We start from the raw sequence: 14,770 nt of genomic DNA, 5'->3' as shown, positions 1-14,770 counted from the left end.
CGGCCTCCCGCCCGCACAGCCAGTCCGCCGCCATGACCGCTTCCGCCGCCTCCCCCGCCGATCTCTACGCGCAGCACATCGGCGAGCAACAGCGCCGCGCCGCGCAAGCGCTGGAGCGCGGCGGCTTCGACCATCTGCTGGTGCCCAGCGGCACCCTGCACTATCAGGTGTTCGACGACCGCGACTATCCGTACGCGGTCAACCCGCAGTTCAAGGCCTGGGTGCCGCTGGTGCGCAACCCCGGCAGCTGGCTGGTGTTCACTCCGGGCGCCAAGCCGAAATTGATCTACCTGCAGCCGTTCGACTACTGGCACGTGGTCCCGCAGGCGCCGGCCGGCGTGTGGGTCGAACATTTCGAAGTGATCGTGATCCGCGAGCCGGCCGAGGCGCTGGCGCATCTGCCCAAGGATCCGGCGCGCTGCGCGATTCTCGGCGAAACGCAGAGCGCGCTCGGCGATTACGCGCCGAACAATCCGCAGGCGGTCGTCGACTACCTGGAATACCACCGCGCGTTCAAGACCGCGTACGAAGTGGCGATGATGCGCGAGGCCACGCGCAAGGGCGTGCGCGCGCACCGCGCCGCCGAGGCCGCGTTCCGCGCCGGCGCCAGCGAGTTCGACATCCATCTGGCCTACTGCGCCGCCGCGCGCCAGGACGCCAACGAACTGCCGTACGGCAACATCGTCGCGCTCAACGAAAACGGCGCGGTGCTGCACTACATGGAGCTCGGCCGCGAAGCGCCGGTGCAGTCGCGCAGCTTCCTGATCGACGCCGGCGCCAGCCACGTCGGCTACGCGTGCGACATCACCCGCACCTACGCCAGCGATGCCGGCGGCGAATTCCAGGCGCTGATCGATGCGGTCGACGCCGCCCAGCAGCGCATGTGCGCGCAGGTGCGCGCCGGCTTCGACTACAAGCAGCTGCATCTGGACGCGCATCTGGCCCTGGCCGGAATCCTCAAGGACTTCGGCGTGCTCAAGGTCTCGCCGGAAGCGGCGGTCGCCAACGGCGTCAGCGGCGTGTTCTTCCCGCACGGCATCGGCCACGGCATCGGCCTGCAGGTGCACGAAGTCGCCGGTTTCGCCGCCAGCGACCGCGGCGGCCGCATCGACAAGCCGGCCGGGCATCCGTATCTGCGCCTGACCCGGGTGCTGGAACCGGGCATGGCGGTGACGATCGAGCCGGGCCTGTACTTCGTCGATCTCTTGCTCGACGGGCTCAAGCGCGGCGAACACGCCGATGCGGTCGACTGGGCGCGGATCGATGCGTTCCGCCCGTTCGGCGGCATCCGCATCGAGGACGACGTGGTCTGCACCGACGCCGCGCCGGTCAACCTGACCCGCGAAGAATTCGCCGCGGCGGCCTGAGCGCCGCCTCACCCGCGTTATCGGAGCATCCGCATGAGCCAGACCCACGATCCGTTCCTGGCCGCGCTCGACGGCTACGCCGCGGCGGTCGCGGCCAAGGACGTCGACGCCTTCGCCGCGCTGTACGCCGAGGACGTGCATGTGTTCGACATGTGGGGCCGCTGGGAACTGCGCGGCCTCGCGGCGTGGCGGGCGATGGCGCAAGAGTGGTTCGGCTCGCTCGGCGCGGAAACCGTCGCGGTGACGTATGCGCAGGCGCAGTCGCAGGCCGGCGCGGAGCTCGCTTACGGGCATGCCGTGCTGACGTACGCGGCGCATGCGGCCGACGGCACGCGGCTGCGTTCGCTCGACAACCGCATCAGCCTGGCGCTGGCGCGGCGCGATGGGGCCTGGAAGATCGTGCACGAGCACACGTCCGCGCCGATCGATCATGCCAGCGGCAAGGCCATGCTCAAGCGCGACGGGGCGGAGTAAGCCGCCTCTGCGCTAGCGCGCCGGCCTTCGGGCTTCCGCTCTTGCGGGAGGTCCCTTAGGCCCGACGCGGTTCGCTCGGATCGCCGCGGTCGAAACAAAAGCGTCGGGCCTGAAGCCCTGCGGCAAGCGCAGGAAGCCTCGCCACTGAAGTTCGTTGCGCACAAGATTCAGGCCGCCCAAGGCGACCTTGTCCGAATCCGGCGAGCGCGCCCGACACCGCAGCGCGAGGATGCAGCGGTCCCCGTCCCGGAGCCCGCCGATGCGCACCGCCTTCGCCGTTTCCCTGCTCGCCGGCGCCGCCGGCCTGGTTCCGCCCGCCGCCGCGTCCGAAGCCAGCGACCGCGCCGCGCTGGAAGCGCTCGACATCCGCTACCAGGCCGCGGTCAAAGCCAACGACGCGGCGACGATGGCCGCGATCCTGCACGACGATTTCGTCCTGATCGGCGGCCGCGGACAAACCAGCGACAAGGCCGCCTTGCTCGAAGAAGCCCGCGCCGCCCGCACCGTCTACGAGCGCCAGGACGCCAGCGAACGCAGCGTGCGGGTGTGGGGCGACACCGGTGTGGTCACCGCCAGGCTCTGGCTCAAGGGCCGCACCGACGGCGCGCCGTTCGAGTATCGGCTGTGGTACAGCGACACCTACGCGCGCACGCCGCAAGGCTGGCGCTACGTGCTCGGGCAAGCGTCGCTGCGCCTGCCCGAGCCGCCGTAAGCCTTACCAGACGTTGAAGGTGCGGCCGCTCTGCACGCCCTCGACGCTGCGCTGGTAGGCCAGCGCGGCGCGCGCCGCCGGCACCGGCTCGAAGCCGGGGAAGAACGCGCCGTAAGCGTCCATCGATTCGCTGAGCACGTTCGGGCTGACCGCGTTGATGCGCAGGCCGCGCGCCAGCTCGCACGCGGCGCCGGCGACGAAGCCTTCCAGCGCGCGGTTGACCGCGCTGGCGTTGGCGCCGGCGCGGATCGGTTCGGCCGAGACGATGCCGGTGGTCAGGGTGATCGAGCCGCCATCGTTGAGGTGATGCTGGCCCAGCAGCGCCAGGCGCACCTGACCGAGCAGCTTGTCGTTGAGGCCGACGGCGAACTGCGCCGGGGTCATTTCGCCGAGCGGGCCGAAGTGCAGCGCGCCGGCGGCGGAGACGATGGCGTCGAGCTTGCCGGTCTTGCGCAGCAGCGCCTCGACGCTGGCGTCGTCGGTGATGTCGACCGGGTATTGCGCGCTGTTGCGGCTGGCCAGCAGCAGTTCGTGGTGCGACAGGGTCTGGGCGATGGCGCGGCCGAGGGTGCCGCTGGCGCCGACGAGCAGGATCTTCATGGGGGCATGTCCGGGTGGGAGAACAGGCGCCAGTCTGCGCGCCGGGCCGTGCACGGTGAATGCGCTAGCATTTCGCGCTCCCCTAACCCTGAGTTAGCCATGGACCTGCTGCGCGCGATGGCGGTGTTCGTCTCGGTCGCCGACACCGGCAGCTTCGCCGCGGCCGCGCAGGCGCAGCGGCTGTCGGCGGTGATGGTCGGCAAGCACATCCGGCAACTCGAAGAACGCCTCGGCGCGCGGCTGTTGCAGCGCGATACCCGCAAGCAGCGGCTGACCGAAGCCGGGGTCGCGTTCCTGGCCGAGGCGCGGCAGGTGTTGGAGCAGGTGCGCCGCGCCGAGACCGTGACCGAGCGCCTCGGCGACGGTGCGCGCCCGCGCGGCCACTTGCGCGTGACCGCGCCGCTGACGCTGGGCCCCGTCGCGGTGGCGCCGCTGGTGACCCGGTACCTGCGCGCCTATCCCGACGTCAGCGTCGATCTGGCGCTGGAAGACCGCACGATCGACCTGATCGCCGAGGGTTTCGACGCGGCGATCCGGATCGGCCCGCTGCCCGATTCCGATCATCTGGTGGCGCGGCCGCTGCGCCCGTATCGGATGATGGTGTGCGCGGCGCCGTCGTACCTGCGCGAGCGCGGCACCCCGGCCGGCCCGGCCGACCTGGTCCATCACAGCTGCCTCAACCACCTGCTGTGGCATCCCAACGCCGGCTGGCGCTTCGCCAGCCTCGGCGGCGAAGCGCTGCCGTTGCACGGGCGGTTCGCTTCGAACCACGGCGAAGCCTTGCGGCGCGCGGCGCTGGACGGCTGCGGCATCGTGCTGCAACCCGAAGTGCTGCTGGCCGACGACATCGCCGCCGGCCGCCTGGTGGCCTTGTTCGAAGACGACCTGCCGCCGCCGCGGCCGGTGCACCTGCTGTACCCGCGCGACCGCCAGCCGCTGCCGAAGCTGAGCCGATTCGTCGAGCTGGTGATGGAGCGGCTGGGGCCGCTGGAATGACGGATGCCCGACTGTAGGAGCGGCGCGAGCCGCGACACCGCATTCGCGGCGAAGGGTTCGTCGTAGTTGCGTGGTCGCGGTCGCGGCTCGCACCGCTCCTACAGTCGCTGCGTTGCGGTTCTCTCGAACCGTCGTCCCCGCGAAAGCGGGGGCCGGAGACTTCAGAGCGATGTCCCGATGAAGCCCTGGATTCCCGCGTTCGCGGGAATGACGATAGGTGGGTTTCGCTGCGTCTGTTTCAGCCGTCATCCCCGCGAACGCGGGGATCCAGAGACTTCAGAGCCATGTCGCGGTAAAGCCCTGGATGCCCGCGTCCGCGGGCATGACGGCAGGCAGGTTTCGCGGCGCCTCTTACAGAACGTCATCCCCGCGAAAGCGGGGATCCAGAGACTTCAGAGTCATCGAGCCGCCGAACCTGCGCGCCAGCTACGCCGCCCGCCGCTGCGCCATCAGCGCTTCGATCTCGTCGGCGCTGCGCGCCAACCGTGCGGTCAGCACTTCGTGCCCGTCCTTGGTGATCGCCACATCGTCCTCGGTGCGGATGCCGATGCCGCGCCACTTCGGCTCCACCGTGCTGTCGTCGGGCGAGACGTACAGGCCCGGTTCGATGGTGAACACCATGCCGGGCTCGAGCAGGCGCGATTCGCCGTCGATGCGGTACTCGCCGACGTCGTGCACGTCCATGCCGAGCCAATGCCCGGTCTTGTGCCGGTAGAAGCGCTTGTAGTGGCCGTCGGCGAGGTTGCGCTCCAGCGTGCCCTTGAGCAGGCCGAGCCGCAGCAGGCCTTCGGTCAGCGTCTCCACCGCGGCGTTGTGGCCGGCTTCGTACGTCGCGCCGGGGCGCGCCTGCGCCAGCGCCGCGGCCTGGGCCGCGCCGACCAGATCGTGCAGCGCGCGCTGTTCGGCCGTGAAGCGGCCGTTGACCGGGAAGGTGCGGGTGATGTCGGCGGCGTAGCCGCGGTATTCGGCGCCGGCGTCGATCAGGACGAGGTCGCCGTCGCGGGCCTGGGCGTTGTTGGCGCGGTAGTGCAGCACGCAGGCGTTGGCGCCGGCGCCGACGATGCTGCCGTAGGCCGGCTCGGCGTCGAAGCGGCGGAACACGCATTCGATCTCGGCCTGCAGTTCGTATTCGTGCGCGCCGGGCCGCGCCGCGCGCATCGCCGCTTCGTGGGCGAGCACGCTGATGTCGGCGGCGCGCTGCATGAAGCGCAGTTCGTCGCGGTCCTTGAACAATCGCAGTTCGTCGAGCAGATGGCCCAGTTCCAGGAACTCGTGCGGCGGCTGCGCGCCCTGGCGCACCATCGCCCGCACCCGGTTGAGCCAGCCGATCAGCTTGAGGTCGAACTCGGCGTCGCGGCCGAAGTGGTAGTACACCCGCGAGCGGCCTTCCAGCAGCCCCGGCAGGATGTCGTCGAGGTCGGCGATCGGGTACGCGTCGTCGAGGCCGAACGCCTCGACCGCGTCTTCCGGGCCGTAGCGCGGGCCGTCCCAGGCCTCGCGCTCGCGGTCGCGCTCGCGGCAGAACAGCAGCACTTCGCCGTGGACCCGGCCGGGCACCAGCACCAGCACCGAGTCGGGCTCGGGGAAACCGCTGAGGTAGCTCAGGTCGGAGTCCTGGCGGAACGGGTAATGGGTGTCGCGGCTGCGGATCAGCTCGTGCGCCGAGGGCACGATCACGATCGCGTCGGGGCCGGCCATTTCCATCAGCTGCCGGCGCCGGCGCGCGTGCGCCTTGGCCGGCATGGTCAGCGCGGCGAACATCTCAGTTCAACCGCTGCCGGCGGCGCGCGGCCAGGGCCACGTCGCCGTGCAGTCCAAGCGCGGCGATGCGCACGAACTCCTCCAGCTCGGTCAGCGCTTCCTCGTCTTCCTCGTCGCCTTCTTCCTGCGGCGCGGTGGCGGCGAACTTGGCCAGGTCGGTCAGCGCTTCCTGGCTTTCCTCCGACAGGTTCGGCGCCGCGCCCGCGGCCAGGCCGAAGCCGCCGAGGAAACCGCGGCACCAGTCGAACAGCGCGCCGCTGCGCTCGCTCAGCGAGGCCTCGGCGCCGGGCAGCAGCAGTTCGAAACCGAATTCGTCGTCGCCCATCTGCGCCGAACTGACCAGACGCAGGCGGTCGAGCGCGCCGCCGGCGGCCGGGGTCGCGGTGGCGGCGTCGGCGAGCACCTTGGCCGGCCATTCGCGCACGTCGGCGCCGCCGCCGGCGAGCCAGCCGCACAGCGCGCCGTGCAGTTCGGAAGCGGAAGTGCTCAGGGTCAGGGCCTGGCTTTCGGCCTCGACCTCGGACAACAGGGGAAGGGGGTTCGCGGGCACGGGCACGCCAATGAGGGGGAATGCCGGCAGTTTAGCGCGCAAGCCGGCCCGCGCCGATCCTCACGCGGCCTACACGCGCGCCGTCGCGGCCCGCCTCCAGCGCACGGTTTCGCCAGCGCCGCCGCAGCCGCGGCGAGATCGGGCCGCGCGAGAGCTTGTTGCCGCCATCGGCGCCTGCCTACACTGCGGCTCTTGCGCGATTGCATCACGGTGTCCGTGCGTCCCTTCTCCCCCGCCGCCCTGCTGTCCGCCGCCCTCATCGCCCTGCTGTGCGCAGCGGCGTGGCCGCAACGCGTGGCGGCGGCGACCCGCGATTTCTATTTCTCGCGCCTGGGCAGCGAGCTCGGCCTGAGCCAGAACTCGGTGACCGCGTTCGAGCAGGACGCGCACGGCTTCGTCTGGGTCGGCACCCAGGGCGGCCTGCACCGCTACGACGGCCAGCGCTACATCGCCTACCGCCACGACCCGCGCGACCCGGCCAGCCTGCCCGACAGCTACGTCACCGCGCTGGCGCTGGACGGCCAGCGCGCGCTGTGGATCGGCACCCATTCCGAATACCTGGCGCGGCTGGACCTGGCCAGCGGCAGCATCCACCGCTACGGCGCGCCCGAGTCGCAGGCCGGGCGGCAGGTGGCGGCGCTGCTGCCGTGGCGCGAGCAGGTGCTGATCGGCACCCTCGCCGGGCTGGAGAAGCTGGACCCGCAGACCGGCACGCGCGAACTGCTGTTGCCGCTGTCCGGCGAAGGCGCGCGCGCCGCGCCGTGGCAAGGGCTGGCCCAGGGCCGCGACGGCAGCGCCTGGTTCGCCAGCGCCGCCGGCCTGCACCGGATCAAGCCCGACGGCCGGGTCGAACGCATCGGCGCGCCGATCCCGCTGCGCAGCCTCGCCTTCGACCACCGCGGCGTGCTCTGGGCCGGCGCCGGCGACGGCCTGTACCGGCTCGACGGCCGCACCGGCGTGCTGGTCAAGATCGAAGACGAGGCCCTGGCCGGGCTGCGCGACGCGCGCGCCCTGGTCGAGGCGCACGACCGCCGGCTGTGGATCGCCGGCTTCGGCAGCGGCCTGTACCGCTACGACCCGGAGACCGGCCACAGCCAGCGCATCCACGCCGAACCCGGGGTCGATGCGAGCCTGCCGGAAGACACCGTCGACACGCTGATGGTCGACCAGGGCGGGCTGCTGTGGGCCGGCGGCCTGTACCGCGGCGTGGCCGTGGCCGATCCGCGCGGCACCCGTTTCAGCTATGTGCTGGACCTGGAAGACTCGCGCCCGGACCGCGCCGCCGCCGACGCCAGCATCCGCGCCCTGGCCCAGGACGACAGCGGCGCGATCTGGATCGGCACCGACAACGCCCACCTGCGCCGCTACGACCTGTCCGGCGACCGCTTCCAGGACATGACCTCGCTGCTGCCGGCGGCGTCGCGCCAGGTCAACGCGATCTCGCGCCAGCCCGATGCGCAGGCGCCACCGCCTGCGGCCGATGCGCACGCGCCCGCACCCGCACCCGCGACCGACGCGCACGCTTCCACCGCGGCCGCTCGCCGCGCGCCGCCGCCGGGGCGCTTGTGGCTGGCCACGGGCGGCGGCCTGCTGCGCCTGGATCCCGGCACCGGCCGGATCGAGCCGGTCGACCTGCGCGGCTACAAGGACGCCGCCCTGCGCGCGCTGCGTTTCGCCCGCGACGGCAGCCTGTGGCTCGGCGGCGAAGACGTCGGCGCGCTGCATTACCAGCCCGACAGCGGCGTGCTGGTGCGCTACGCCTATCGCGAAGGCGATCCCAAGGGCCTGAGCCATCCGCGCGTCAACGCCATCCTCGAGGACCGCAGCGGCCGGATCTGGTTCGGCACCGGCGGCGGCCTCGACCTGCTCGATCCCAAGACCGGCTACCTGCGCCACTACCGCCACGTCACCGATCAGGCCGACAGCCTGCCGGGCAATACGGTGCGCGCGCTGCACCAGTCGGCCGACGGTTCGATCTGGGTCGGCACCCAGGCCGGCCTGAGCCGGGTGGTCGAATTCGGCGACGGCCGCATCCGCTTCGAGCACCCGCTGGCCGAAGTGCTCGGCGATCATCCGGTGCCGGTGGTGTTCACCCTCGCCGAGCGTCCCGACGGACGCCTGTGGCTGGGCACCGACAACGGCATCCTGCGCTTCGACCCGGGCGCCTCGCTGGTGCGCCGCTACGGCCTGGCCGACGGCTTGCAGGACCTGGAATTCAACGCCGGCGCGGTCGCCGCGCTGGCCGACGGGCGCCTGGCGTTCGGCGGCGTGCGCGGGCTCAACCTGTTCGATCCGGCGCGCATCGCCGATTCGCGCTACACCCCGCCGGTGCGCCTGCTCGGCGCGTGGATCGGCTCGGACACCAGCGCCGGCGCCAGCGCGCTGTGGCAGTCGTCGAAGCTGGAAATCCCCGACGGCGCCGGCATCCTGCGCCTGCGCATCGGCGCGCTCGACTTCGGCCCCAACAGCGGCATCCGCTATCGCTACCGGATGGAAGGCTTCGACCGCGACTGGATCGACAACGGTCCGCGCCAGGACATCACCTACACCCGCCTGCCGCCGGGCCGCTATCTGTTCCGCGCCCAGTCGACCAACCGCGACGGCGTGTGGAACACCCAGGAACTGACCATCCCGGTCAGCGTCGACCCGCCGCTGTGGCGGCACCCGCTGGCGATCGCCGCCGCGGCCCTGGCCGCGCTCGGCGTGCTGCTGAGCTTCGGCTGGCGCTGGCACCGCACGCGCCAGCGCGAACGCGGCTACTTCACCCAGATCCGCGAACGCGAAGAACGCCTGAAACTGGCGCTGTGGGCCTCCGGCGAACAGTTCTGGGACTACGACCTGACCCGGCGCGAACTGCACCGCATGCGCGTGGACGACCACAACGCGCAGTCGCCGGAGATCGGCGTGCAGGCCGACATCGCCGACGACCACGAGATCCATCCCGACGACCTGCCGCGCGTCGCCGAGCTGCTGCGCAAGCACCTCAAGGGCGACGCCGCGCTGTTCCTGTCCGAGCACCGCATGCGCACGCCGAAGGGCGAATGGGGCTGGGTGCGGGCGCGCGGCCGGGTGGTCGAGCGCGACGGCGAAGGCCATCCGGTGCGCGTGGCCGGCACCGGCCGCGACGTCACCGCGGTGCGCAGCGCCGAACGCGAGCGCCGCATCGCCAGCGAAGTGCTGCGCTCGATGGCCGAAGCGGTGGCGGTGTTCGACCGCGACTTCGTGTTCGTCTCGATCAACCCCGCGTTCTCGCGCATGACCGGCTATCCCGAGAACGAGGTCATCGGCCAGACCACCGGCCTGCTCGACAGCCGCCAGCACGATCCGGAGTTCTATTCGGACATGCGCGACGAGCTGCAGCGCAGCGGCCGCTGGTCGGGCGAGATCTGGCAGCAGCGCAAGGACGGCAACGAGTTCCTGTGCTGGCTGCAGGCCTCGATCGTGCTCGACAGCAGCGGCCAGCGCGGCCATTACGTCGCGGTGCTGACCGACATCACCGACCAGAAACGCGCCGAACAGGAACTGCGCTACCTGGCCAACTACGACACCCTGACCAGCCTGCCGAACCGCACCCTGCTGTCGGAGCGGCTGTCGCGGGCGATCGTGCGCGCGCGCCGCCACGGCCACCGCATCGCCCTGCTGTTCCTCGATCTGGACCGGTTCAAGGACATCAACGACTCGCTCGGCCACGCCGCCGGCGACCGCATCCTGCGCGCGGCCGCGGTGCGCCTGCAGGAAACCGTCGGCGCCGAACATACCGTGGCGCGCCTGGGCGGCGACGAATTCACCGTGGTGCTGGAGAACCTGGACACGCCCGAGCAGGCCGAGGACGTGGCCCGCCGCATCATCAAGGCGTTCGAGGCGCCGCTGGACTTCGACGAACGCCACGACGTGGCGATCTCGCCGTCGATCGGCATCAGCGTCTATCCCGACCACGCCCAGGTGCCGACCGACCTGCTCAAGCACGCCGACACCGCGATGTACCAGGCCAAGGCCGCCGGCCGGCGCACCTTCATGCGCTACACCGAGGCGATGGACATCGAGATCCGCCAGCGCGCGACGATTTCCGCGGCGCTGCGCAAGGTGCTCGACCGCAACGAACTGCGGCTGGTGTTCCAGCCGCGGCTGTCGCTGCCGGAAGCGCGCATCACCGGCGTGGAAGCGCTGCTGCGCTGGCAGAGCGCCGAGTACGGCAACATCCCGCCGACCCAGTTCATTCCGCTGGCCGAGGAAAGCGGGCTGATCCTGGAAATCGGCGAATGGGCGATGCGCGAGGCCTGCAATCGCCTGCGCCAGTGGCGCCAGCACGGGCTCGACCAGCTGTCGGTGTCGGTCAACGTCTCGGCGATCCAGCTGCTGCGCGGCGACCTGCCGAAGATGGTCGCCCGTGCGCTCAGCGAAAGCGGCATCCCGCCGTGGCGGCTGGAGTTGGAACTGACCGAAAGCGTGGTCATGTCCAATGCCGCGCACACCTCCAACACCATGCAGGCGCTGCGCGAACTCGGCGTGGCGCTGGCGGTCGACGACTTCGGCACCGGCTATTCGTCGCTGGCGTATCTCAAGCGCCTGCCGATCAACACGCTGAAGATCGACAAGGAATTCATCAGCGACCTGACCCGCGATCCCGACGACGAAGCCATCACCACCACCGTCATCACGATGGCGCATTCGCTCGGCCTCAACGTGGTCGCCGAAGGCGTGGAGCTGGAGGAGCAGATGGAATTCCTGCGCGCGCACGGCTGCGACGAAATCCAGGGCTACTGGCTGGCCAAGCCGCTGGAAGCCGACGCCTGCCTGGCCTTCATCAAGCAGTGGCAGCCGCCGCAGAGCGTGCGCGCGGCGTTCTGAGGCCGCGCTTCTTCGAAACGGCGTGTGGCAGGGCCTTCAGGCCCGACGCTTTGCGCGCAGGCCGCAGCGATCCGACACGATCGCCTCGGGCCTGAAGGCCCTTGCACAAAAGCGCCACACAAAAGCTTCCCCGCCGCGAAGCTTCCGTGAGGGTCTGTGTGCGAACGCGACCCAGGTCACGGCGCAAGCGCGCCGCATTCCCGCACAAATCGCAACCGATGGCGATTTGACGCGACGATTCGGCCGGACGTTGCGGATTAGCCAAGGCGGTCAATATTCATCCGGACCTGCCGCCGATCTGGAGGCTTGACCCTGGACTATGGTCCAGACCGAACACTGGCCGCACACCGAGCGCCACGAACAGGGAGGTGGACATTGAAGATCGGGGAGTTCGCGCAACGCGTCGGCGTCGGCATCGACACCGTGCGCTACTACGAACGACAGGGATTGCTGCCGTTGCCGACGCGTCAGATGTCCGGCTACCGGCGCTTCGAGAGCAAGGACGTGGCGCGGCTGCAATTCGTCCGCCGGGCCAAGAACCTCGGCTTCACCCTCGCCGAAATCCGCGAACTGCTGGCCTTGCTCGGCAGCCGCGGCAGCGACATGGCCGGGGTCAACGCGGCGACCACGCAGAAGCTCGCCGACGTCGAGGCCAAGATCGCCGAACTCAGCCACATCCGCGATCTGCTGCAAGTCCTGCTCGACTCCTGCCCCGGCCGCGGCGCGGTGGAATCGTGTCCGATCGTCAACGCACTGGAAGGAGAGCAACACATGAGCGGTTCGCACCCATTGGACAAACCCGCCGACGGCATCCAGGCGCCGCCGCGCAGTTGCTGCTCGGCCGCGCGCACCTGCGAGACCGAAGCGGCCGCCAACCAGGCCGTCGACGCGGTCGATCCGGTCTGCGGCATGCAGGTGAACATCGAAACCGCGTCGCACCAGGCCGTACGGGCGGGCGTGGACTATTACTTCTGCTCGGCGCAATGCCGCCAGGAATTCCTGGCCGCCGGCGCGTCGGCCGCGCGCTGACGCCGAACCAAGGGGAGACGTCCGCCGGCTCGCGCTGAGCGGACGTCGCGCGATCCGGCGGCCGCCGGATCGCGTCGCGGTCGATCGAAGATGTACCGATTCGGCGCGGCGTCGACGGACGCAGTTCGAATCGACGCCGTTTCGAATGTCGGCATCTCGGATCCCGCACCGCGCGGATCTTTGGGTTCGGATCGGCACGCTGTAGATCTGCACGCTGTAGATCAGCACGCTTCAAGTCAGCACGCACGGGGAATCCGCAGCAAAGACTCCATCGCGATCGCGACCGCAACGGCCGCGGCGCGTCCGCCTGCGCGCCCGCGAACGGCGCGCCCAGCCATCCCACCGCCAGCCAGAGGGGGAACACATGAGCACCGCCCGCATGATCCTCGACCCGCCGCACGCCAGCGCCGCGCCGCCGCACGCCGGCTCCGCCGCCGCGCACACGCCGGCTTACCTCAGCGACGCGCTCGCGCCGGACGCGTCCTGCGCGCAAGTCGCGCTCGCCGCCGACGAACTCGTCGCGCTGACCCGCAAGGGCCTGTCCGGCGACGCCGACGCCTACGCGCAATACCAATCGATCCTGCTCGACCTGCACCTGCCCGGCGACCCGCAGACCGAGCCGACCCGGCGCTGGTTCGCCAGCCGCATCTACACGGTCGAAGACGAGTTCGCGCCGGAACTGCCCGAGTTCCAGCCGGTGTCGGTGGCAGATTTCCGTGCCGCCATCGACGCGGAAATCGCCTCGCGCACCCGCGTGCGCCACCCGATGTCGCTGCACCTGTTCCAGGGCCAACCCTCGCACGGCGAGGTGCGCAGCTTCCTGCAGCACCACTGGAACCGCTCGTACAACTTCTACAGCCTGCTCGCCGAGCTGGCGTTCCGCTTCCCCGACATCCGCGACGCCTCGGTGTTCTACCGCAACCTCTACGGCGAAGCCGGCGCGGAAACGCCCGAGCGCTCGCACCCGGCCCTGCTCTCGCACCTGATGCTGCACTTCGACATCCCGCTGGAGATCGACTTCGCCGCGCTGCACCCGCTGGAAAAGGCCTACCTCAACAACCGCATCCGCTGCGTGCGCCACACCGACGTGGCCTGGGGCCTGTCGCTGCTGTACGCGGTCGAATCGGTCAGCTGCGTCAACCACCTGCGCATCTACGAGCTGCTCCAGCGCATGGGCGTGCCCGAGGGCCCGAGCGAGTTCCACCGCCTGCACGGCACCCAGGACGAGATCGACACCGAGGAGATGTGGGAGCTGATCGCCAAGTACGCGCACAGCGCATCCTTCCAGCGCACCTTCATGCAGTCGCTGGCCCGCCATTTCGACATCAACCGCGCCTACTTCGATCTGCTGTGGCGCCAGATGCAAGGCCCCTCCTTCCACTGAGCCCACGCCATGAACGCAGTCATGAACGCCACCATGCCCGCCACGACGACCGCCGCCTCCAATCATTCGCTGCAGCAGCTCGACGCGCTGCAAAGCAACCGCGCCCGCATCCTGGCACGCGCGCTCGATCCCGAAGCGCCGTTCGCGCACCTGCACACCGCCAGCAAGACCCTATCGTCGCTGGCCGAGGACGCGCTCAAGGGCGAGCCCGCCGCCAACGACGAATACCAGAAGCTGCTGTACATCCTCTCGCTCAGCGACGACACCGGCACCGCGCTGACCCGGCGCTGGCTGTCCAACGAGGCCTATCGCGTCGAGGAGCGGCACATCCCCGCCGCCGACGTGCCCGAGCCCTTGTCGGAAGCCGAGTTCCTCGCCCGCATCGAGCAGGAAGTCGCCTCGCGCTCGCGCGAAAAGCATCCGATGTCGGAGTACATCTTCGAAGGCCGCGCCAGCCGCGCGCAGCTGCAGGTGTTCCTGCGCCGGCAGTGGTTCCGCACCTTCCGCCTGTACCGCGACGCCGCCGACCTGCTGGTCAATCTGGTCGACGTCGACGAAGCCGCCGCGCTCGGCCGTTATCTGTACGGCGAACTCGGCGAAGAAGACGAAAAGGGCTCGCACCCGCGCCTGCTCGCCAAGCTGCTCAAGGCGATCGACCTGGATGCGGATTTCCAGGCCGTCAGCGACCTGCCCGAGGAAATCGCCTACCTCAACAACCGCGTGCGCAGCTTCCGCAATCCCGACGTGGGCTGGGGGCTGGCGGTGTTCTACATCACCGAGATCGTCGTGCCCGGCAATCACGAGAAGCTCTACAAGGCGCTGCTGAAGGCCGGCCTGAGCGAAGACGAAGCCGAGTACTACCGCATCCACGTCAGCCTGGTGCCGCCGCGGGCCAAGCGCGAATGGAGCCTGATCGCCAAGCGCCTGCCCGACCACGGCTTCCAGAAGTCGTTCCTGACCTCGCTGGCGCAGCACTTCCGGGTCGAGCGCGCGTACTACGACGCGGTCTGGGAAGAAATGCAGCGCGTGCCGTAAGCCGCACCGCTCAC

At 70.3% G+C, this 14,770-nt stretch carries 12 protein-coding genes; 8 read left to right on the top strand and 4 right to left on the bottom strand.

Annotated elements, in window-relative coordinates; all coding sequences use genetic code 11:
* Nucleotides 1-32: 32 nt before the first annotated feature.
* The 3 genes from pepQ to JHW38_RS21140 all read left to right on the top strand — a co-directional run bounded on the left by pepQ (nucleotide 33) and on the right by JHW38_RS21140 (nucleotide 2,553).
* A complete protein-coding gene (pepQ, locus tag JHW38_RS21150) occupies nucleotides 33-1,367 on the top strand; it encodes a Xaa-Pro dipeptidase (RefSeq protein ID WP_207523268.1) in 1,335 nt (444 codons plus the stop codon).
* Nucleotides 1,368-1,400: 33 nt separating this feature from the next.
* Complete coding sequence (locus JHW38_RS21145) at nucleotides 1,401-1,841, top strand: YybH family protein (protein WP_207523267.1); 441 nt, start codon at nucleotides 1,401-1,403, stop codon at nucleotides 1,839-1,841.
* Nucleotides 1,842-2,100: 259 nt separating this feature from the next.
* On the top strand, nucleotides 2,101-2,553 hold the full coding sequence (locus tag JHW38_RS21140) for a nuclear transport factor 2 family protein (RefSeq protein ID WP_207523266.1): 453 nt from the start codon (nucleotides 2,101-2,103) through the stop codon (nucleotides 2,551-2,553).
* 3 nt (nucleotides 2,554-2,556) lie between these two features.
* On the opposite strand, the gene JHW38_RS21135 is transcribed toward JHW38_RS21140, so the two are convergent.
* Nucleotides 2,557-3,153, bottom strand: coding sequence for a short chain dehydrogenase (locus tag JHW38_RS21135; RefSeq protein WP_207523265.1), 597 nt, complete (start codon nucleotides 3,151-3,153; stop codon nucleotides 2,557-2,559).
* Between the two features lie 99 nt (nucleotides 3,154-3,252).
* Between JHW38_RS21135 and JHW38_RS21130 the strand changes: the two genes are divergently transcribed.
* Nucleotides 3,253-4,149, top strand: a complete 897-nt coding sequence (locus tag JHW38_RS21130) for a LysR family transcriptional regulator (RefSeq protein ID WP_207523264.1) — start codon at nucleotides 3,253-3,255, stop codon at nucleotides 4,147-4,149.
* A gap of 426 nt (nucleotides 4,150-4,575) precedes the next feature.
* On the opposite strand, the gene JHW38_RS21125 is transcribed toward JHW38_RS21130, so the two are convergent.
* Together JHW38_RS21125 and JHW38_RS21120 are read right to left on the bottom strand one after the other, a co-directional pair.
* Complete coding sequence (locus JHW38_RS21125; protein ID WP_207523263.1) at nucleotides 4,576-5,910, bottom strand: aminopeptidase P N-terminal domain-containing protein; 1,335 nt, start codon at nucleotides 5,908-5,910, stop codon at nucleotides 4,576-4,578.
* Nucleotide 5,911: 1 nt separating this feature from the next.
* Nucleotides 5,912-6,460, bottom strand: coding sequence for a UPF0149 family protein (locus tag JHW38_RS21120; RefSeq protein WP_207523262.1), 549 nt, complete (start codon nucleotides 6,458-6,460; stop codon nucleotides 5,912-5,914).
* Between the two features lie 210 nt (nucleotides 6,461-6,670).
* Here JHW38_RS21120 and JHW38_RS21115 point away from each other — a divergent pair, with 210 nt between their 5' ends.
* Nucleotides 6,671-11,308 carry an EAL domain-containing protein gene (locus tag JHW38_RS21115; protein ID WP_207523261.1) on the top strand — a complete coding sequence of 1,546 codons (4,638 nt, stop codon included), beginning with the start codon at nucleotides 6,671-6,673 and terminating at the stop codon, nucleotides 11,306-11,308.
* Here the strand turns inward: JHW38_RS21115 and JHW38_RS26060 are convergent.
* The gene (locus JHW38_RS26060) at nucleotides 11,218-11,415 is read right to left on the bottom strand and encodes a DUF6053 domain-containing protein (protein ID WP_428995263.1); all 198 of its coding nucleotides are present in this window, start codon (nucleotides 11,413-11,415) and stop codon (nucleotides 11,218-11,220) included. The genes JHW38_RS21115 and JHW38_RS26060 overlap by 91 nt on opposite strands.
* A gap of 268 nt (nucleotides 11,416-11,683) precedes the next feature.
* Here JHW38_RS26060 and JHW38_RS25800 point away from each other — a divergent pair, with 268 nt between their 5' ends.
* The 3 genes from JHW38_RS25800 to JHW38_RS21100 all read left to right on the top strand — a co-directional run bounded on the left by JHW38_RS25800 (nucleotide 11,684) and on the right by JHW38_RS21100 (nucleotide 14,756).
* Complete coding sequence (locus JHW38_RS25800; RefSeq protein ID WP_207523260.1) at nucleotides 11,684-12,337, top strand: MerR family DNA-binding protein; 654 nt, start codon at nucleotides 11,684-11,686, stop codon at nucleotides 12,335-12,337.
* Nucleotides 12,338-12,701: 364 nt separating this feature from the next.
* Nucleotides 12,702-13,721, top strand: coding sequence for an HOASN domain-containing protein (locus tag JHW38_RS21105; protein WP_207523259.1), 1,020 nt, complete (start codon nucleotides 12,702-12,704; stop codon nucleotides 13,719-13,721).
* 9 nt (nucleotides 13,722-13,730) lie between these two features.
* Nucleotides 13,731-14,756, top strand: a complete 1,026-nt coding sequence (locus JHW38_RS21100) for an HOASN domain-containing protein (RefSeq protein ID WP_207523258.1) — start codon at nucleotides 13,731-13,733, stop codon at nucleotides 14,754-14,756.
* Nucleotides 14,757-14,770 lie beyond the last annotated feature (14 nt).

Source organism: Lysobacter enzymogenes (assembly GCF_017355525.1).
GTDB lineage: Bacteria > Pseudomonadota > Gammaproteobacteria > Xanthomonadales > Xanthomonadaceae > Lysobacter > Lysobacter enzymogenes_C.
This window is presented reverse-complemented; position numbering and strand designations above follow the sequence as displayed.